The 17,946-nt window shown below is 61.5% G+C and carries 19 protein-coding genes; 2 read left to right on the top strand and 17 right to left on the bottom strand.

Going from position 1 to position 17,946, the window contains the following annotated elements; translation table 11 throughout:
* Window positions 1–2: 2 nt before the first annotated feature.
* The 11 genes from lpxA to NKI50_RS12015 all read right to left on the bottom strand — a co-directional run bounded on the left by lpxA (window position 3) and on the right by NKI50_RS12015 (window position 11,065).
* The gene (gene lpxA / locus NKI50_RS12065; RefSeq protein WP_023717721.1) at window positions 3–836 is read right to left on the bottom strand and encodes an acyl-ACP--UDP-N-acetylglucosamine O-acyltransferase; all 834 of its coding nucleotides are present in this window, start codon (window positions 834–836) and stop codon (window positions 3–5) included.
* A gap of 13 nt (window positions 837–849) precedes the next feature.
* Window positions 850–1,314 (bottom strand): 3-hydroxyacyl-ACP dehydratase FabZ, encoded by a 465-nt coding sequence (fabZ, locus tag NKI50_RS12060; RefSeq protein ID WP_023717722.1) that lies wholly within the window; start codon window positions 1,312–1,314, stop codon window positions 850–852.
* Window positions 1,307–2,365, bottom strand: a complete 1,059-nt coding sequence (lpxD, locus tag NKI50_RS12055) for a UDP-3-O-(3-hydroxymyristoyl)glucosamine N-acyltransferase (protein ID WP_023717723.1) — start codon at window positions 2,363–2,365, stop codon at window positions 1,307–1,309. Before lpxD ends, fabZ begins: the two co-directional genes overlap by 8 nt.
* 182 nt (window positions 2,366–2,547) lie before the next feature.
* On the bottom strand, window positions 2,548–4,902 hold the full coding sequence (gene bamA, locus NKI50_RS12050; protein ID WP_352482671.1) for an outer membrane protein assembly factor BamA: 2,355 nt from the start codon (window positions 4,900–4,902) through the stop codon (window positions 2,548–2,550).
* 217 nt (window positions 4,903–5,119) lie between these two features.
* Window positions 5,120–6,262: an RIP metalloprotease RseP gene (gene rseP / locus NKI50_RS12045; RefSeq protein ID WP_352482672.1), complete on the bottom strand. Its 1,143-nt coding sequence runs from the start codon at window positions 6,260–6,262 to the stop codon at window positions 5,120–5,122.
* Between the two features lie 104 nt (window positions 6,263–6,366).
* Window positions 6,367–7,200 carry a phosphatidate cytidylyltransferase gene (locus NKI50_RS12040; protein WP_023717726.1) on the bottom strand — a complete coding sequence of 278 codons (834 nt, stop codon included), beginning with the start codon at window positions 7,198–7,200 and terminating at the stop codon, window positions 6,367–6,369.
* A gap of 3 nt (window positions 7,201–7,203) precedes the next feature.
* Window positions 7,204–7,926: an isoprenyl transferase gene (locus tag NKI50_RS12035; RefSeq protein ID WP_352640924.1), complete on the bottom strand. Its 723-nt coding sequence runs from the start codon at window positions 7,924–7,926 to the stop codon at window positions 7,204–7,206.
* 32 nt (window positions 7,927–7,958) lie between these two features.
* Window positions 7,959–8,513, bottom strand: a complete 555-nt coding sequence (gene frr, locus NKI50_RS12030) for a ribosome recycling factor (protein ID WP_084642476.1) — start codon at window positions 8,511–8,513, stop codon at window positions 7,959–7,961.
* Window positions 8,514–8,618: 105 nt separating this feature from the next.
* Window positions 8,619–9,341 (bottom strand): UMP kinase, encoded by a 723-nt coding sequence (pyrH, locus tag NKI50_RS12025; RefSeq protein ID WP_023717729.1) that lies wholly within the window; start codon window positions 9,339–9,341, stop codon window positions 8,619–8,621.
* A 133-nt stretch (window positions 9,342–9,474) separates the two neighbouring features.
* Window positions 9,475–10,581 (bottom strand): aldo/keto reductase, encoded by a 1,107-nt coding sequence (locus NKI50_RS12020; protein ID WP_352643301.1) that lies wholly within the window; start codon window positions 10,579–10,581, stop codon window positions 9,475–9,477.
* 55 nt (window positions 10,582–10,636) lie between these two features.
* The gene (locus NKI50_RS12015) at window positions 10,637–11,065 is read right to left on the bottom strand and encodes a nuclear transport factor 2 family protein (RefSeq protein WP_352482295.1); all 429 of its coding nucleotides are present in this window, start codon (window positions 11,063–11,065) and stop codon (window positions 10,637–10,639) included.
* A 114-nt stretch (window positions 11,066–11,179) separates the two neighbouring features.
* Between NKI50_RS12015 and NKI50_RS12010 the strand changes: the two genes are divergently transcribed.
* Window positions 11,180–12,118: a LysR family transcriptional regulator gene (locus tag NKI50_RS12010; RefSeq protein ID WP_023717732.1), complete on the top strand. Its 939-nt coding sequence runs from the start codon at window positions 11,180–11,182 to the stop codon at window positions 12,116–12,118.
* A 1-nt stretch (window position 12,119) separates the two neighbouring features.
* On the opposite strand, the gene tsf is transcribed toward NKI50_RS12010, so the two are convergent.
* From tsf to NKI50_RS11980, 6 genes are all read right to left on the bottom strand, one after another.
* Window positions 12,120–13,043 carry a translation elongation factor Ts gene (gene tsf / locus NKI50_RS12005; protein WP_023717733.1) on the bottom strand — a complete coding sequence of 308 codons (924 nt, stop codon included), beginning with the start codon at window positions 13,041–13,043 and terminating at the stop codon, window positions 12,120–12,122.
* Between the two features lie 119 nt (window positions 13,044–13,162).
* Entirely contained in the window at window positions 13,163–13,960 is a 798-nt protein-coding gene (rpsB, locus tag NKI50_RS12000) for a 30S ribosomal protein S2 (RefSeq protein WP_352643304.1), read from the bottom strand.
* A 177-nt stretch (window positions 13,961–14,137) separates the two neighbouring features.
* Window positions 14,138–14,749: a LysE family translocator gene (locus NKI50_RS11995; RefSeq protein WP_352587146.1), complete on the bottom strand. Its 612-nt coding sequence runs from the start codon at window positions 14,747–14,749 to the stop codon at window positions 14,138–14,140.
* A complete protein-coding gene (locus tag NKI50_RS11990) occupies window positions 14,746–15,024 on the bottom strand; it encodes a DUF4031 domain-containing protein (RefSeq protein ID WP_023717736.1) in 279 nt (92 codons plus the stop codon). The genes NKI50_RS11995 and NKI50_RS11990 overlap by 4 nt, the downstream gene beginning before the upstream one ends.
* A gap of 43 nt (window positions 15,025–15,067) precedes the next feature.
* Complete coding sequence (locus NKI50_RS11985; protein WP_023717737.1) at window positions 15,068–16,366, bottom strand: lysophospholipid acyltransferase family protein; 1,299 nt, start codon at window positions 16,364–16,366, stop codon at window positions 15,068–15,070.
* A gap of 138 nt (window positions 16,367–16,504) precedes the next feature.
* On the bottom strand, window positions 16,505–17,332 hold the full coding sequence (locus NKI50_RS11980; RefSeq protein WP_023717738.1) for a cell envelope integrity EipB family protein: 828 nt from the start codon (window positions 17,330–17,332) through the stop codon (window positions 16,505–16,507).
* A gap of 138 nt (window positions 17,333–17,470) precedes the next feature.
* On the opposite strand from NKI50_RS11980, the gene NKI50_RS11975 reads away from it, so the two are divergent.
* Window positions 17,471–17,935, top strand: coding sequence for a RidA family protein (locus NKI50_RS11975; protein ID WP_023717739.1), 465 nt, complete (start codon window positions 17,471–17,473; stop codon window positions 17,933–17,935).
* The last annotated feature ends 11 nt before the right edge of the window (window positions 17,936–17,946 follow it).

Raw genomic sequence — 17,946 nt, 5'->3', positions numbered from 1 at the left:
CCTCAGTCTTCATCATCGGTATCGTCGCCGTCGCCACCTTTGAGCGACGGCACGGCATAGTGCCGCTTGCCGCGGCCAGCGATGAAATCGACGATCTTCATGGCCGTCGGCGACGAGGCGAATTCCGCCTTGGCGAACTCGATGTTTTCGCCGACGGTCCGAGAGCGATCGAAGATCGTGTTGTAGGCTTTGCGCAGCAAGTGGATCTCGGAACGCGGCAGGCCGGCGCGCTTCAGGCCAATGATGTTGAGGCCGCGAAGGCTGGCACGGTTGCCAACGGCGATGGCGTAGGGAATGACGTCGCCGACGATCGCCGAGCAACCGCCGAGGAAGGCGTTATCGCCGATGCGGACAAACTGATGAACCGCGGTAAGGCCGCCGATGTAGACATTGTCACCGACTTCGCAATGCCCGCCTAACGTCGCTTGATTGGCGAAGGTGGCGTTCCTGCCGACCACGCAGTCATGTGCAATGTGGGCATAGGCGAGGAAATTGCCGTTGTCGCCGATCGTCGTTTCGCCGCGGCTGGAATCGGTGCCGAGATGCATGGTGACGCCTTCGCGGATCGCGCAGTTCTCGCCGATCACCAGCGTGGTACGGCCGCCCTTGTGCTTGGTGTTCTGCGGCGGCCCGCCCAGTATCGCCATCGGATAGACCTTGGTCGATGCACCGATGGTGGTCGCGCCCATCACCGACACATGGCTGACCAGTTCGACACGGTCGCCGATCACGGCGTCGGGGCCGACGTAGCAGAAGGGTCCGATGCGGGCGCCTTCGCCGATTTGGGCGCCTGCCTCGATGACCGACGATGGATGGATGACTGTCTGGATTTTCATTAGCATTCGTTTGTCAGCCGCTTGCGACCATCATTGCCGAGATCTCGGCTTCCGCCGCCTTGGTGCCATCGACGAGGGCCTCGCAGGCGAATTTGAGAAGATTGCCGCGTTTCTTGATTTTCTTCACATGAATTTTCAATTGGTCGCCTGGAACGACCGGCTTGCGGAACTTGGCGTTGTCGATGGTCAGGAAATAAACCAGCGACGGCTTTTCCGTACCGAGGCTGCGGATGCAGATGGCGCCGGCCGTCTGCGCCATCGCCTCGATGATGAGCACGCCGGGCATGACCGGCTGGTCGGGGAAATGACCTTGGAAATGCGGCTCGTTTATGGTGACGTTCTTGATGCCGATGGCGGATTCGTCGCCATCTATGTCGACAATGCGGTCGATCATCAAGAACGGATAGCGGTGCGGCAGGAGCTTCATCAGCCGCATTATGTCAACCGCTTCGAGCGTCGCCGCTGCGATCTCAGCCATTTCCCCCCTCACCCTGTTTGCGCGTCCGTGCAAGTCTGCGCAAGGCCGCTATCTCGCGCATGGCTTCCGCCATCGGCTGCGCCGGATATCCTCCCCAAATCTCACCTGCAGGCACATTGCTCATAAACCCGCTTCTTGCGGCAAGCTTGGCCCCGGACCCGATGGTCAAATGATCCGCAAGGCCGACGCCGCCACCCATGGTGACGTTGTCGCCTACCGTCACGGAACCGGAAATACCCGAAAGCCCGGCTATAATGCAATTGCGGCCGATGCGAACGTTGTGGGCGATCTGCACCAGATTGTCGATCTTGGTGCCCTGGCCGATGATCGTGTCGGACATGGCGCCGCGATCGACGGTCGTATTCGAGCCGATCTCGACGTCGTCCTGAATGATGACGCGGCCGATCTGCGGAACCCGCTCCGGACCCTTGGCGCCGGCAACGAAACCGAAGCCATCCTGGCCGATCCTGGCACCGCCATGGATGATGACGCGATTGCCGATCAACGCATATTGCACGCTTGCACCTGGACCGACATAGCCGTCGCGGCCGATCTGAGAGGAAGGACCGATAACCGCATGCGGGGCAATGACGGTTCCGCTGCCGATGGCAGCGCGCGGCCCGATGACCGCGCCTGCTTCGATGATCGCACCGGCCTCGACATGGGCGGTCGGATCGAGATGGGCGTGCGGCGAGATACCGGTTTCGCCGGTCATCGGTCCAGGCGTTGCAGCCGCCGGGAAAAGCAGGCGCCCGACCATTGCGAAAGCCTGCTGCGGGCGCGGATGCACCAGCACCGCAATGCCCGCCGGCGCCTTGCCGGCAAATTCGGCGGGGCAGAGAACCGCTGCCGCCCGCAGTGACTGCATCAGCGCGAAATTGCGCCTCCCATCGACGAAGACAAGCGCGTTCTCGCCGCCTTCGTTGGCGGGCGCCAGAGCCTCGATCGATACATCGGAGAGACCGGAATCGACAAGCGTCGAGCCGGTCAGATTCGCGACTTCGCCGGCCGTATACCGGCGTGAGGGCGCGAAGAACACCGGATCGGTCATTCCAGAAGCAATATCCAGCTAGCGCATGACCCCGGAAATCGGAAGTCGATCCTCGGAAAGGATCATGCGCAAAAACAAAGTGCTACAACATCCTTTGCGTGTCCAATAGGACGCGCTGCGCTGTAGTGTCGGGTCACCGCCCATCCGGATCCAAACGAGCCGGAAGCATCGTTACCCGCTCATCAGAAGCGGGTCGATATACCGAAGTTGAATTCCTGCACGTCGTCGGTCTTTTCCTTCTTGACCGGGATCGCATAGTCGATGCGGATCGGACCGAAGGGCGATGCCCACATCAGGCCGACACCGACAGAAGCGCGCCATTCCATTCCGGTTGTCGACTGATCGACGAGGCCACTTGCAATCTTGCTGCCGTAGAGCGTTGCCGCATCGGCAAACACTGCCCCGCGGAGGCCGAAGCTTTCCGGGATAACCGGCAGCGGGAACTGGGCTTCGGCCGAGGCGTTGAAATAAGTGGTTCCGCCGAGATGGTCGTTGCGGTTGTCCAAGGCAACCGGACCGATGCCACCATATTCGAAGCCGCGGATCATACGGTCGCTGCTCTGGAAATGGTCGAAGACACGTAGATCGCCGCCGCCATATCCCTGGACATGGCCGGCGCCGCCGGAAATGAGGCCTACCAGATCCAATTGTTCGGACAACGTCTGATAGATGCTGCCGCGCGCCGTGACCTTGATGAACTTGGCGTCGCCGCCGACGCCGGCCACTTCGGTGTTGACATTGGCATAAAGCCCGTCATGCGGGTTCTTCATGTCGTCGATGGTGTTGTAGATCAGGCCGAGGCTGACCGACGACTTGAGCCATGGGCTCTCGTTAACTCCGTTTTGGATCGCCTGGGAGACGTTGCAACCGGCCATTGGGTCGCAGTCTTCGTCGAACTCGTACTTCTCTTGCGCGATATTGTACGCGAGCTGCGTCGTGATGTTGTCGGTGATCGGCAGACCGAAACGCACTGTCGCGCCCGTCGTATCGCTGTCGTAATGGTCGTAGTTTCGGCTCTGCTTGTAGATGTCGAAGCCGGCCGCGATGCGCCGCCCAAGGAAATAAGGTTCGGTGAAAGAGAAGCTGTAGTCGCGCGAGTTCTTGCCGCCGCCCGCCGCCACCTTGATGAATTGGCCGCGACCGAGGAAATTGCGCTCACTGATAGAACCTTCGACGGACGGACCTGACGTTTCGCCACCAGTCGAATAGCCGGCACCGATCGAGAATTCACCGGTCGACTTCTCGACTACGTCGACCACCAACACGACCTGGTCCGGCTCAGAGCCCGGAACGGTGGAAATCTCGACTTTCTCAAAATAATCGAGCGCTTCCAGCCGCCTCTTCGCGCGCTGGATGAGAACCTGGTTGAACGCATCGCCTTCGCTGACATCGAATTCGCGGCGAATGACGTAGTCGCGCGTTCGATCGTTTCCGCGGATCTCGATGCGCTCGATATAGGCCTTGGTGCCCTGGTCGATTGTATACACAACCGAGATCGTGTGGTTTTCGAAGTTGCGATCGCCGCGCGGCGTCACCTGGGCGAAGGCATAGCCCGAACCGGCGACTTTCTCGGTCAGCGCGATGATCGTGTCCTCGACGTCCTTGGCGTTATAGACATCGCCCTTGTGGGTCTGGACTACCGATTCAAGCGACTTGCTGTCGACCTCGGGGATTGTGCTTTCGACACTGACATCGCCGAACGTATAACGCTCGCCCTCCTGCACCGTGATGGTGACGGTGTATTTGTTGGTGGTGTCGTCGAGTTCGCCGACAGCCGAGACGACCTGGAAGTCGGCATAGCCGTGATTGTAATAGAAGCGGCGCAACAGCTCTTGGTCGGCCCGCAGCTTGTCCTCGTCATAGACGTCGTCGCGCAGCACGAAGGAAAGGAAGGACGAGCGCTTGGTGGAGATGATGTCCGACAGACGGCGGCTCGAATAGGCGCTGTTGCCGACGAAATTGATCGCTGCGATCTGGGTGCGGCCGCCTTCGTTGATGTTGAAGACCACGTTCACGCGGTTATCGCCGAGATCCATGATCTGGGTGGTCACGGCGGCGTCGTCGCGGCCGATACGCCTGTAAGCGGCCTTGACCGCCTCAACGTCGGTGTCGAGTTGCTGTTGCGAGAAGGTGCTGCGCGGCTTCAATTGCACCGCAGCTTCAAGCGCGTTGTCCTTGAGCTTCTTGTTGCCCTGGAACAGCACCTGGTTGACGACCTGGTATTCGGAAACCTTGATGACCAGCGTCGATCCGACTTGGTTGATCTGCACGTCCGAAAACAGCCCGGTGCCGAACAGCGCCTTGACCGCATCGTCGATGTCGGAGCTGGAAAACGCCTTGCCCGGCTTGATCGTCACGTAATTGCGGATGGTGTCCGCGTCGACACGCTGATTGCCGGTGACTTCGACTCTGGAGACGACAGCCGCCTCGGCGGCCGATGTGGCAACGAACTGCACTGCGAGCGCGCCTGGTACAACCAGAGCGGCGGACATAGCCACCGCGGACGCGGCGCTCAGAAACTTGGATGCTGCCTTCATCGGGCTTTTGTACCTTTTCTCGAAGTCCCCACGGCGAGAAAACCGGACGTGCGGTAATTTCCCCTACCGTATTAACCGGATTTTCCCTACACGCAAGGCTTCTGGTTAATTTGTATTTACTTAACCCTGTGGCGTGGCTTTCGCGTCACGCATATCCCCACGCATGGTAAACGGCGTCTCAACATTGCTCGTGCCGAAGCCAAATTCCTTCATGATTTCAGCACCCAAACAGATCGTTCCAGAAAACAAAGCCCATGAAGCCGAGCACCAATATGAGGCCGCTTCGGTAAGCCATTTCCATCATCCGTTCGGACACCGGCCGCCGGATGACAGCCTCCACGCCGTAGAACAGAAGATGCCCTCCGTCGAGGGGGGGAATCGGCAAAAGGTTGAGAATCCCGATCCCGACTGACAGGAATGCAACAAGCTGTACGAGCCATTCAAAGCCGAGCTTTGCCGCCTGACCCGACATCTTGGCGATCTTGATAGGGCCGCCCAGCTGGCACTTGTCCTCGCGACCGACAACGAAACGTTGCAGGAACTGGCCGGTGCGCTGAATGACGTGTCCGGTTTCCTGGACCGCTGCCCCGACCGCCCCGGCCGGACTGTAGGTGATCAGCCGTGGCTGGCCGAGTTCCTTGTTGTTGACGACGCCGATCACGGCCACCTGGACCTTGTTGCCCAGTGCGTCCTGTTGTTCCATCAAGCGCGGCGTCGCCGTGACGGTGATTTCCTTGCCGCCGCGTAGCATGACGAAGGTGATGCTGTCGCCGGCACGGCCGGAGACCAGACGCTGGACGTCGGCAAAGGTCTCGACCTTGCTGCCGTCGACGCTGACGAATCGGTCGCCGGGCATGATGCCGGCCGCCGCCGCCGGACTGCCGACGGTAACCTCAGCCACCATCGGCTCCAGCACGGGACGGCCATGGACAGAAAAAAGCACGGAAAAGACAGCGATCGTCAGCAGGAAGTTGAACAGCGGCCCCGCCACCACTGTCGCCGCGCGCTTCCAGATCGGCTGCGTGTGGAAGGCGACCTTGCGTTCTTCGTCGCTCAGCGCCTCGATCTCCTCCGAGCTGGGCTGGCTCGACGTCGCGTTCATGTCGCCGACGAACTTGACGTAGCCGCCGAGCGGTATGGCGCAAAGCTTCCAGCGCGTGCCGCGGCTGTCGTTGAAGCCGATGATTTCAGGACCAAAACCGATCGAAAAGGCCTTTGCGCCGATACCGCACCAGCGGCCGACGAGGTAGTGGCCCATTTCGTGGACGAAAACGACCACGGTCAGCACGAACAGGAAAGGCACCAGCGTGCCGAGGACAAAGCCCTCTGTGCTGAAAACCGCGTGAAGAATCTCGTTCAATTCATGCCCTCAAATTCATCCACGGCGCAGGTCACGCCGCGACTGTGACATCAATCCAGGCGAATCCATGGCGCAACCCGCGCCAACCCGCCGTCGGATGCCGCTCAAACCGGGAACAGTCCCTGTGCGGGATGGTCGGCGGTCGCGGAAATCCAGCCGATGACGTATAGGGCGAAAGCCGCCGCGACAAGCCCGTCGACCCGGTCCATGATGCCGCCATGGCCGGGTATTAGCGCGCCGGAGTCCTTACGGCCGTGGCGTCGCTTGACCCATGATTCGAACAGGTCGCCGGCTTGCGCGACGATCGAAAGCACCAGTGCGATCACGCCAAGCACGACAACGTTGCCCGTTCCGGCTATGGCGGCCAGAAGCAGCCCGGCCACCACGCCGCCGATCGCCCCGCCGAGCGCCCCGCTCCGCGTCTTGCCCGGCGAGATCGACGGCGCCAGCCTTGGACCACCGACGGAGCGGCCGACGAAATATGCAAAAATATCGGTCGCCCAAACCACGGCGAACAGAAAGAGGATGGCCAGCAGCCCGGAACGGTCGCCGTCGCGCAAGAAGGCCAGCGACAGGCCGGAAACCGCCGCATAGGCAAGGCCGGATGCTTCCCACGGTCCTGCCTTGCGCATCGACGCCGCGATGGCAGCGACAGCAACCAGAGCCGCGACGAGCGGCAGCAGCAAAGACGCAGGCAGGCCGGCGATGAGGGCACCGATAAAGACCACGATCAGCGCCTCGGGCAGAAAGCGGAAACCTGCCGTAGCATTAGCACCTGCCGGCGCAACGGGGCGGCTCATCCGCGTCCACTCGTAGAAGATCACCGCCGCCATGGCAGCGCAAAGCAACCGGAAGGGCAGTCCGCCAAGCCAGGTCAGGCCGAGCGTAACGATGGCAAGCACGACGGCCGAAATGACGCGGAGCTGAAGGTTGCTCATCCCTCAGCCCGAGGCGACGTCTTGGGCGGCAAGTCCGCCGAAGCGGCGCTCGCGGCCGGCGAAATCGCGCAGTGCATCGGACAGGTGCTCGCGACTGAAGTCGGGCCAGTAGCAAGGCAAAAAAACAAGTTCGCTGTAGGCGGCCTGCCATAACAGGAAATTCGACAGCCGAAGCTCGCCGCTGGTGCGGATAACCAGTTCCGGGTCCGGAATGCCCTCTGTATCGAGCGAGTTGGCGAAGGACTCTGCCGTGATCGCTTCGCTGTCGATCTCGCCACGCGCCACCGCCGCGGCGAGCTTGCGCGCTGTGCGGACGATCTCGTCGCGCCCGCCATAATTGAAGGCGATGACCAGCGTCAGCGCCTCGTTGCGGAGAGTGAGCGTTTCGGCTTCCTCGAGCAGGCCTCTTATGTCGGGCTGCAGCCCTGCCCTGTCACCGATGACCCTGATTCGGACGCCGCTCTGGTGCAACTCGGCGAGATCGCGTCGGATGAAAAGCTTCAGCAGGCCCATGAGGTCGCTGACTTCGGATTTCGGCCGTGACCAGTTTTCCGACGAGAAAGCGTAGACGGTCAGGAAGGAGATGCCGAGGCTAGGGGCGGCGCGCACCGTCTTGCGCAGCGCTTCGACGCCGGCGCGGTGACCGGCGAGCCGCGGCAAGCCGCGCGCCTTGGCCCAGCGTCCGTTTCCGTCCATGATGATCGCGACATGCGCGGGCGTTGCCATGTTCTCGCTTCCGGGCCAGCCGTGGCCAGACCCTAGACCTGCATGATTTCCGCTTCCTTGTCGGAAAGCAGGTGGTCGATGGTGCTGATTGTCTCGTCGGTTAGTTTCTGAACCTGGTCGGCCCGTTTGCGGTGGTCGTCCTCGCTGATGTCGCCGTCCTTTTCCGCCTTTTTCAGAAAGTCCATGCCGTCCCGGCGAACGTGACGCACAGCGACGCGGGCATTCTCGGCATAGCCGTGCGAGATCTTGACAAGCTCCTTGCGGCGCTGCTCGTTGAGTTCAGGCAACGGGATCCTGAGATTGGTGCCGTCTACGATAGGATTGAAGCCGAGATTGGATTCACGGATGGCGCGGTCGACGGCACTGACCATCGACTTGTCCCAGACCGAAACCGAGATCATGCGCGGCTCCGGCACCGACACGGTTGCCACCTGGTTGATCGGCATGGCGGTGCCGTAGGCCTGCACCTGGATGGCGTCGAGCAGGCTGCTCGAGGCGCGGCCGGTGCGCAGCGAAGCCAGATCATGCTTGAACGCGGCGATCGCCCCGTCCATGCGCCGTTTGAGATCGTCGTATTCGCCACTCATCATCGTCTCCTCGACCCGTTTAGCCCGGGTTCACTGCCTTGAGGGTAAAACCCTGTTCGAGCCTCAATCCGCGAACTGGTCCCTCTTTCGGGTTCACGGTCCGGATTAATCGTCGGCGACAACCGTGCAACGGCCGCCGCCACGCAGGATATCACCGAAACCACCCTTCTCGTGGATCGAATAGACGATTATCGGAATGTTGTTTTCGCGCGCAAGTGCAATCGCCGCGGTATCCATGATCGAAAGCCCGCGTTTTATGACGTCGCTATGGCTGATGCGCTCGAAGCGTGTCGCGTTCGGGTCCTTCTTGGGATCAGCCGAATAGACGCCATCGACCTGAGTGCCCTTGAACAAAGCATCGGCGCCGATCTCGGCGGCGCGAAGGGCTGCAGCCGAATCGGTAGTGAAAAACGGATTGCCGGTGCCACCGGCGAAGATGACGACCTTGCCCTGGTTCATGTAGGCGGTTGCCTGACGCTGCGAAAAACTTTCGCACAGCTCGGGCATGGCGATCGCCGACAACACCACGGCGTCGACGCCGATCTTGTTGAGCGAGGTGCGTAGCGCCAGCGAATTGATGACCGTGGCAAGCATGCCCATATGGTCGCCGGTGACGCGGTCTCCGCCTTTTGATGCAACCGCGACGCCGCGAAAGATGTTGCCGCCGCCGATGACGACACCGACCTCGATGCCCAGTGCGCGGGCCTCGGCAATGTCGGCGGCGATGCGGTCGACCACCGATACGTCGATGCCGAAATGCTGTTCGCCCATCAACGCTTCGCCCGACGCTTTCAGCAAGACACGTCGGTAGAGGGGCTTCACCGTCATCTGGTCCTCGTCATCATGCGTGTGACGCGCTTCGGTGGCGCCCCGAAACACTGGGCGTTCCGATACACGAAGGGCGCCGCGATGTCACGCGGCGCCCGAGCCGGAAAGTTGAGATCGTGGACTGGGATAGCCGTTAGCTCACGCCGGCAAAAGTGCCTTGCATGAGCAGATCCGGCAGATAGCTTGCCGGCTTGTCGCCAACCGCCTGCCCACCGGTCAAGCCGCCTTGTATTTCAGGGCCGAAGAACGAATACGGAAAGGGCGTGACCGGCCGGCTCACCGCATCGAGCCGTGCGCGAAGGTCTTCGGGAATGTCGAAATCAAGCGCGCCGAGATTGTCCTTGAGCTGGTCAAGCCTGGTGGAGCCGACGATGACGGACGCAATGCCTGGCCTGTTTGCCGCCCAGTTCAGGGCGACCTGGGCCATGCTGCGGCCGAGCTGGCCGGCAACCCTCTCCAGTTCGGCGACGATTTGCCAGTTGCGGTCGGTGAATTTCTGGAAACCGGGATTGGTCGAACCACGCATTGTCTCCAGCCGGCCACCATCCTTGACGATTGTATCGAAACGGCATTTTCCGCTGAGCAGGCCGCTGGCCAACGGACTCCAGACCATGATTCCAGCGCCATAGCGCGTGCCGAACGGCACGAACTCGTGCTCGATGTTGCGCTCGGCCAGCGAATATTCGACCTGAAGCGCCGAAACCGGTTCATAGCCGCGATGCTCGGCGATCGCCTGCGCCCGGCTTGCGTACCAGGCCGGCACGTCGGACAGACCGACATGCCGGATCTTTCCGGCGCGCACCAGATCGTCCAGCGTCCGCATCACCTCCTCCGGTGGCGTCAGCCTGTCCCAGGTATGGAGGATGTAGAGGTCGATGTAATCGGTGCCGAGCCGCTTCAGCGAACCGTCTACCGCCCGCAGGATGTTCTTACGGCCGTTGCCGCCGGCATTTGGATTACCCGGTTCGGCGTTGTAGGTGAATTTGGTACTGATCACCGCCTTGTCGCGCAGCCCACGCTCGGCGATGAATTCGCCGAGCCAGGTTTCGGCCGTGCCACCGGTATAGAGATCGGCGGTATCGAACAAATTGCCACCGGCTTCGACATAGGCATCAACCAAGGCGCGCGCCGTTTCCTTCTCCGCGCCCCAGCCCCATTCCGTGCCGAACGTCATGGTGCCGAGCGCCAGACGAGTGACACGCAGCCCGCTGTTGCCGAGCGTGTAGTAGGACATGGTCATGGATTTTCTCCTGAAATTTGAAAACGGGATTGAGGTCCTTGCCTGGGATATGCAGTCAGGCCTTGGCCAGCGCATCGACCACCACCTGGAACCGACGCGGATCGAAATAGTCGTGGTAGGCGCTGATCAGACCGCTCTCGAAGCGGAAGATCGCGATATTGCTGTTGGTGTATTCAGAGCCGCCAATCAGCATCGCGCGGTTCTTGTACTCAACGACGATCGCGTCCGAATCCGCTGCCGGATAGACGGCTGTCAGCTGGGAGTCGAAGGATTCGAAATTGCCGAAGAGGCCTCGGAAGGCCGCCAGGATCGCGGCCTTACCATCGATGCTGCTTCCAAATCCTGCCGGCGGGTAGAAGACAAGGATTCGGCCATCTTCAGCCCAAAGGTTGCCCCATGCCTCAATGTCCTTGCGGTGCATCAGGTCAAAGAATTTACGCACTGTCTCGAGATTACGGGTTCGTTCGGACTTGAGGTCGGTCATTGGACGTCTCCTTGGCTGCTCGGCGATTGCCGTGTGATGCAGCCAAAGATGCGTTCTTCTTCCCTATCCGATAAGATTGCATTATCCGAATGGACTATGCGATACCATGCATGAATGGATCGCGATCTGCTTAGCCACCTACCTATAATCGTTGCCGTCGCGCGGCGTGGCGGCTTCGCCTCGGCGGCCGCCGAGCTCGGCATGAGCCCGTCAGCGGTCAGCCATGCGGTGCGGCTGGTGGAGGAGCGAATCGGCCAGCCGTTGTTTGCCCGCACCACACGCAGCGTCTCGCTGACCGAGGCTGGCACCGCCCTCGTCGCTGCGGCGGAGCCGGCGCTGGAAGACATTGCCGACCGGATCGAACGCATCCGCTCTGTCAAAGGCCGGGCAAGCGGACTGCTCAGGATCAACGCGCCGCGTTTGGCGCTGCCTCTGGCGCTGATGCCCATCCTGACGGCGATGGCGGAACGTTACCCTGACGTGACGGTGGAGATCGTCACCGACGAACGTCTGAGCGATATCGTCGGCGAGGGTTTCGACGCCGGCATCCGGCTGGGCGAGATGATCGCCGAGGATATGGTGACGGTGCGGCTGACTCAGCCGTTCCGGACGACCATTGTCGCCTCTCCGGCCTATATCGGCCGCCACGGAAAGCCGCGAACAATTGCTGATCTCTCCACCCGCAACTGCATCGGCTATCGGCTGTTGCGATCACGTGCGCTCTACCGTTGGGATCTGTCAGACCAGGGCAAGGATATCGGCGTCGAGACGCGCGGCAGCGTCGTCGTCAGCGAACCGCTGTCGGCAAAAGACATGGCCCTTGCCGGCATCGGCCTCGCATATCTGTTCGAGCCGCTTGTCAAGCCCGACATCGAGGCAGGCCGGCTGGTCGAAGTCCTTGGCGAGGCATCGATCGAGGAACCGGGACTGTTCCTCTATTTCCCGCGCCGCGCCGCGATGGCCCCGAAGCTCCGCGCCTTTATCGACACCGCGCAAGAAATCGGCCGGGCATCCTCGCGGACACCCGGCCGAAAAAGCCTTTCAAACGAATAGTTTACTTCTTGACCGCTGCCGCGACTTCCGCCGCGAAATCGGTCTCTTCCTTCTCGATGCCCTCACCGAGCGCGAAGCGCAGATAGGCGGCGATTTTGGCCGGCGCGCCGATCTCGCTTTCGGCATCCTTCAGCGCCTTCTCGACGGTGATGTCGGGATTGAGCACGAAAGCCTGCTTGAGCAGCACGACCTCTTCGTAGAACTTGCGCAAACGGCCCTCGACCATCTTCTCGATGATCGCTTCCGGCTTGCCGGACTGGCGCGCCTGGTCGGCGAAGATCGCCTTCTCGCGCTCGACCGCGGCCGGATCGAGCTCTTCGGTGGTCAAGGCCATCGGGTTGGTGGCGGCGACATGCATGGCGACTTGGCGGGCAAAGGCGTTGGCGGCCTGCGCGTTGCCTGTCGTCTCGATGGCGACCAGCACGCCGAGCTTGCCAAGGCCGTCGGCAACCGCATTGTGGACGTAGGTTGCGACAGCGCCGTGCTCGACGGTGAGCTTGGCCGAGCGGCGGAAGCCCAGATTCTCGCCGATGGTGCCGACTGCGTCCTTGATGGTCTCGGTGACCGACTTGCCCGAGCCCGGATAGGGAGCAGCGGCAACGGCCTCGGTCTTGCCGCCATAGGCAAGCGCGACCTTCGCGACATTGGCGACGATCTCCTGGAACGCAGCATTGCGCGCAACGAAATCCGTCTCGGAATTGACCTCGACGATCGCTGCCTCGCGGACGCCGGAATCGACGCCGATCAGGCCTTCGGCAGCAGTACGGCCAGCCTTCTTGTCGGCCTTGGAAATGCCCTTCTTGCGCAGCCAGTCGATGGCTTCTTCCATGTTGCCGTTGGTCTCGTTCAACGCCGCCTTGCAGTCCATCATGCCCGCGCCGGTCAAGTCGCGGAGTTCTTTGACCTGTGCAGCCGAAATGCTCATTGTCGCCTCTTTGTCTAAATGCACCGACGCACCATCGAGTTTCGATGATGCGCCTGGTGCCGGTAGCGCTTACCGCGCCAACATATTGGAAAGATGAAGGCCGCAGCCGGCCTTCGCTATTATGCTTCCGGGGTCTGGGTTGCCGGGCTCTCGGCGGCCGGGGTCGGTTCGAGCGCCGGCTCGACCGGAGCCTCGACCGATGCGCCGACGTCGACGCCGAGTGCGCCCTGCTGGCGGGCGATGCCGTCGATCGCAGCCTTGGCAATCAGATCGCAATAGAGCTGGATGGCGCGGGCCGCATCGTCATTGCCGGGGATCGGGAAGTCGATCTTGTCCGGGTCGCAGTTGGAATCGATGATGGCAACGACCGGGATGCCGAGACGCTTGGCCTCGAGGATGGCGATCGCTTCCTTGTTGGTATCGATCACGAACATCAAATCGGGCGTCGAACCCATATCCTTGATGCCGCCCAGCGCCTTGTCGAGCTTCTCACGCTCGCGGTCGAGGTTGAGGCGCTCCTTCTTGGTCAGGCCCTGAGCCTCGCCGGCCAGCATCTCGTCGAGCTTGCGCAGGCGCTGGATGGAATTCGAGATCGTCTTCCAGTTGGTCAGCATGCCGCCGAGCCAGCGCGAGTTAACATAGTACTGAGCCGAGCGCTGCGCGGCATCGGCGACGATGTCGGAGGCCTGGCGCTTGGTGCCGACGAACAGCACGCGGCCGCCCTTGGCAACAGTGTCGGAAACCTGCTTCAGCGCCTGGTGCAGCAAAGGCACCGTCTGCGAGAGGTCGATGATGTGGATGTTGTTGCGGGCGCCATAGATATAGGGCGCCATTTTCGGATTCCAGCGGTGGGTCTGGTGGCCGAAGTGAATGCCAGCTTCCAATAGCTGGCGCATGCTGAAATCAGGCAGAGCCATTCTTATTTCCTTTCCGGTTAGCCTCCACGGACACAGGCATTTTTTGGACTTGGTCCTCCAACGCCACCGGAGGTTTCCGCCGGATTTCTCCCGGGCAGACACCAAAGTCCGTGTGTGGAATGTGCGCGCATATAGAGGGGATGCGCGACAAACGCAAGCGCTGTGGCGTCTTGCGGCTCAGCGTGCGGCGATCAGCGCACCGGTGCCTATCATGGCGCCGCCGGCAAACCTGTTCATCAGCCGCATGCGCCTTGGCGTCTTGAACCAGCTCGAAGCCCGCCCGGAGAGCGCTGCGTAGAAGCCCATGGTGACGATGTTGACGCAGATCACGACCGCAACCACGAGCAGCCCATCGGCGAAGGTCATCGTATTGAGGTCAAGAATCAGCGGCATGATAGAGGCGTGGAACAGGATCGCCTTGGGATTGCCCAATGCGATGGAGATACCGAGGAAAAACGATCGAGACAGTCTTGCCTGGGTTGCGTGCTGTCCATGCGATCGCGCGGAGGCCGATCGCCACATCCGGATGCCGAGAAACACCAGATAGGCAGCACCCGCATACTTCAGGATTAAAAAAACCCATTCGAAGGCCTGTACCAGCGCCACGAGACCGAGCAGTGCCAAGGTGACCAGCACCGCGTCGCCTGCGGCGATGCCGAGTCCAGCCAGGAAAGCGCGAACGAAGCCAAGCGAGACGCCATTGGCGATAACCGTGAACATCGCCGGACCAGGCGTGGCGGCGGCAAATGTGATCGCGGCGCAGTAAGCCAAAAATGCCGTCAATGTCATCGTCGCATCTTCCCCCTCGGCACGCGCACACGCCGGAAAACAGCGACGATCTCCTCGCGGCTGCACTCGATGGCGCCGAGCCGCACCGCGCGGTCGCGCTCGAACCCGGTTATGTCATAATGCGGCGCCGATGTCTTCGGCGGCCCTTGGTAGGACGAGCGCTTGATGCCGAGCTGCGCGGCGAAGCGATGCAGCTCGTCGGTGTCGTCTGCCAGCAGATGACACCAGCGGTGGCCGACCCATTTCCAGATCGCCGCATCGACATAGACCGCCATGGGGCTTGCCGCACTCCTTCATCTTGCGCCGACCAACACGCCGCTAACGATGATAGAAGGGATTAGCATAGAAAATGAAGCCGCCGCCGGCCTGGAGTTGCGCTATGGTGCTGGTGATGGTCTCCTGCATGCGGTCGTGCAGTTCGACGAGTGCCGCCTCGACGGAGCCTTTATAGGCGTGCAAGCCTAAAGGGTCCGGCACCCGGATATGGGCGCGGCGTGGGCCTGCCGGCTGCGGCACGAAACGGTCGATCGTATCGCGCAGTGTACCCTTGCAATAATCGTTGCGGATCCGCTTCAAGTGTTCGGCGATCTCCTCCTGCGTGATGCGCGGATTGGCTGAAGCCCAGGGCCCGACACGCCGCAAGCGCTGGATCGTATCCGCCAGCGTTCGGACCTGCTTCCGGCTTCCGGTATCATCCGTGTTTTCTCGCAGCCAGCGGCGCGACCGGCGCAAAAGCTCGCCACTGTCGAGCGTGCCGGCGCCGACCGAGACAAGTTCAGCAAGGCGACGGCCGAGTTCCACGAGCAGGTCCTTCTGACGTGCGTCATACGAAACCCGCTCATCGGACCGCAGGCCATATGCAGCCTCATCGCGCGACAGCAATGTCGCATAGATACGATGGACGCGCTCCGGCAGCGAATCGGCGGCATGGCGTTCGATCTTCAGGCTGCGCTCGACGTAGGCGCACTCCTTTGCCAGCGCTGCCTCGACATTCCCCGTGAAAGCGAGCTTCCAGATCACGGGCGCGATCCAAACTTTGAAATCCGGATCCGTCAGGCGGCCGCGCTTCAGCGCTTCGAGCCCCATCTCGACCGCGCCCGGCAGCAGCGGGGCAACGATGTTGGCATGCCAGCCGACGCCGCCTTCGGGATGCAGGAGAACGCCGTGCCCTTTCAGCGCCCAGGCCACCGAATGTTCCTTGGCGGCCCCGCTATTGCCCGGGATTTGGGCGATTAGATTGTTGGCCAGCCAGAATTTCTGCATCAGCCGGCCAAGCCCGTTGACGACGCCGTGCGTGGCCCAGGATGCCGCCAGCGGGCTTACCCGCGAGACGACCTCCTTGTCGATCATCCAGTCGGTAAAGAACTCCGGATGGTTGGGCGTGATGAACGTCGCCTTGCCCGCGCCGCAACAAGCCTTCAACCTTTGCCGGTCGTCCTCCGGAAAATCGATGTGGCGGACATTGGCGACGCCGCGCAGACCGGCCAGACGGTTGAACGGCAACAGGTCGCGAAGCCCCGGAATGCCGTGCAGCATGACAATGCGGTTGACGAATGTCATGGCCTTGATCAGCGTCGCATTGGGCCGCGGCGCCACAAAAACGTCGATCCTGCTCAACCTGCTCCCCCCGCGGCGCTTACCGTCGTAAGACGTTGATATGCAATTGCGGCATGCTCAAGTCGGTGCAACATGCCCGCAAGATCAAGCGCCACTATCGCGGAGAGCAGCCGGCAGCAGCTTGCCGTCGGTTCGAGCCTATTTCGACGGGCAGGTCTTTGGCTGATCGAACAGCGACAGATTGACCAGCTTGCCGGTCATCGAGAACTCGCCATAGTCCATTACGAGACCGCGCGTGATGCCGTTCTCGTGCAGCTTGAAGCTGATCCGGTATTCCGGCACTTCCTCGCCGCCTTTGTCGGTATCGTCGAAATAGGCGATGTCAACCGGCCAGTATTTGTCGCTGGCGAGCTTGGCCAGCGCCGGCACTTCCGGATCAGTCTTGTCGGCATTGGCTTGCTTGCCGACGACGACGGTGGTGGTCATCACCTTGTTGGCATCCTCCGAGCCGTCGAACAGGTTGGTTTCGTAAAAACGCTCGCCCTTTTCCGCCTTGCCGATCATTTCAACCATTTGCTGGGTCGGGAACTGGGTCGCGGCGAGTTCCAGGCTGTTCTTCTCGGGCTTGTCGATTTCGACCTTGAGACCATTGGCCTCCTTCGTTGCCGTCCCCTTGACCTCCTTGTCGAGGTTCTGGTCGACAAAGGACTTGTTGACGAAGGAGAAGGTCTTGCCTTCGGCATCCTCGAAGGTGGTCATCTGCTGGTCGGTCAGCCTAGTATTGTCGTTGGTGACGATCTGGGTGACCAGGCGGAACTTTACCGTGTAGCCCTCGCAAGGCGAGCCATTGAACTCGTAGACCATACGGCCCGATATGCCGGTGATCCCCGAGCGATCCGACGCCTTGTCCAGGGTGATATCATAGACGGCACGGTGCGCCTGCAGCGCCGGCACCGCAAAAGCGGGAGCCGCCCAGGAAGCCGCTGTCAGAAGAACGGCGTTGAATGCGAGGCGCGTTGCGCGCATGGGGTGCTCCGATCATCGCGGCTAATGGCAGGCCGCATGGAAAGATGGTCCAGCTTAAAAAAAGTCGTGGCGGAAGCGAGGCAAAAATAGCAATTTCGGCCCGGCCTGCGCGGCACCTTCAAGCAATAGGGAAATAGCATGAGCGAAACAATCGAAAAGCGGCTAAGCGATCTCGGCGTGACGCTGCCGGCTGCCGCTGCGCCCGCCGCCAACTACGTTCCCTATTGCAGGACCGGCAATCTGCTGTTCACCGCCGGGCAGTTGCCGCTCAAGGAGGGCAAGCTCCAGGCGAGCGGGCTGCTTGGCCGCGATGTCGACACCGCGACCGGAAAGGAAGCCGCAAAATACTGTGCGATCAACATATTGGCGCAGGCCCAGGCGGCACTTGGCGATCTCGACAAGATCCGCCGCCTGGTGAAGATCACCGTCTTCGTCGCCTCGGCACCGGATTTTGTCGAACAGCATCTGGTCGCCAACGGCGCCTCGGATTTTCTCGTCGCCGTGCTCGGCGACCGCGGCAAGCACGCCCGCTCCGCCGTCGGCACCCCCTCCCTGCCGCTTAATGCCGCAGTGGAAATCGAAGCGATCTTCGAAGTCGAATGACCGGGACTGCG

Origin of the sequence: Mesorhizobium sp. M0563 (assembly GCF_040321065.1) — a bacterium.
GTDB lineage: Bacteria > Pseudomonadota > Alphaproteobacteria > Rhizobiales > Rhizobiaceae > Mesorhizobium.
The sequence above is the reverse complement of the archived record's forward strand: the minus strand, read 5'-3'. Positions and strand labels throughout refer to the sequence as shown.

Bases quoted from the DNA above. Each gene is read 5' to 3' on its own strand.
- NKI50_RS12020 (WP_352643301.1), bottom strand. From the start codon at position 10,581: ATGACCATGTCCTACTACACGCTCGGCAACAGCGGGCTGCGTGTCACT.
- frr (WP_084642476.1), bottom strand. From the start codon at position 8,513: ATGAGTGGCGAATACGACGATCTCAAACGGCGCATGGACGGGGCGATC.
- NKI50_RS11990 (WP_023717736.1), bottom strand. From the start codon at position 15,024: ATGGCGGTCTATGTCGATGCGGCGATCTGGAAATGGGTCGGCCACCGC.
- rpsB (WP_352643304.1), bottom strand. From the start codon at position 13,960: ATGGCTCTGCCTGATTTCAGCATGCGCCAGCTATTGGAAGCTGGCATT.
- pyrH (WP_023717729.1), bottom strand. From the start codon at position 9,341: ATGACGGTGAAGCCCCTCTACCGACGTGTCTTGCTGAAAGCGTCGGGC.
- NKI50_RS11975 (WP_023717739.1), top strand. From the start codon at position 17,471: ATGAGCGAAACAATCGAAAAGCGGCTAAGCGATCTCGGCGTGACGCTG.
- NKI50_RS12040 (WP_023717726.1), bottom strand. From the start codon at position 7,200: ATGAGCAACCTTCAGCTCCGCGTCATTTCGGCCGTCGTGCTTGCCATC.
- NKI50_RS12010 (WP_023717732.1), top strand. From the start codon at position 11,180: ATGGATCGCGATCTGCTTAGCCACCTACCTATAATCGTTGCCGTCGCG.
- tsf (WP_023717733.1), bottom strand. From the start codon at position 13,043: ATGAGCATTTCGGCTGCACAGGTCAAAGAACTCCGCGACTTGACCGGC.
- bamA (WP_352482671.1), bottom strand. From the start codon at position 4,902: ATGAAGGCAGCATCCAAGTTTCTGAGCGCCGCGTCCGCGGTGGCTATG.
- NKI50_RS11980 (WP_023717738.1), bottom strand. From the start codon at position 17,332: ATGCGCGCAACGCGCCTCGCATTCAACGCCGTTCTTCTGACAGCGGCT.
- NKI50_RS12015 (WP_352482295.1), bottom strand. From the start codon at position 11,065: ATGACCGACCTCAAGTCCGAACGAACCCGTAATCTCGAGACAGTGCGT.
- lpxA (WP_023717721.1), bottom strand. From the start codon at position 836: ATGAAAATCCAGACAGTCATCCATCCATCGTCGGTCATCGAGGCAGGC.
- lpxD (WP_023717723.1), bottom strand. From the start codon at position 2,365: ATGACCGATCCGGTGTTCTTCGCGCCCTCACGCCGGTATACGGCCGGC.
- fabZ (WP_023717722.1), bottom strand. From the start codon at position 1,314: ATGGCTGAGATCGCAGCGGCGACGCTCGAAGCGGTTGACATAATGCGG.
- NKI50_RS11995 (WP_352587146.1), bottom strand. From the start codon at position 14,749: ATGACATTGACGGCATTTTTGGCTTACTGCGCCGCGATCACATTTGCC.
- NKI50_RS12035 (WP_352640924.1), bottom strand. From the start codon at position 7,926: ATGGCAACGCCCGCGCATGTCGCGATCATCATGGACGGAAACGGACGC.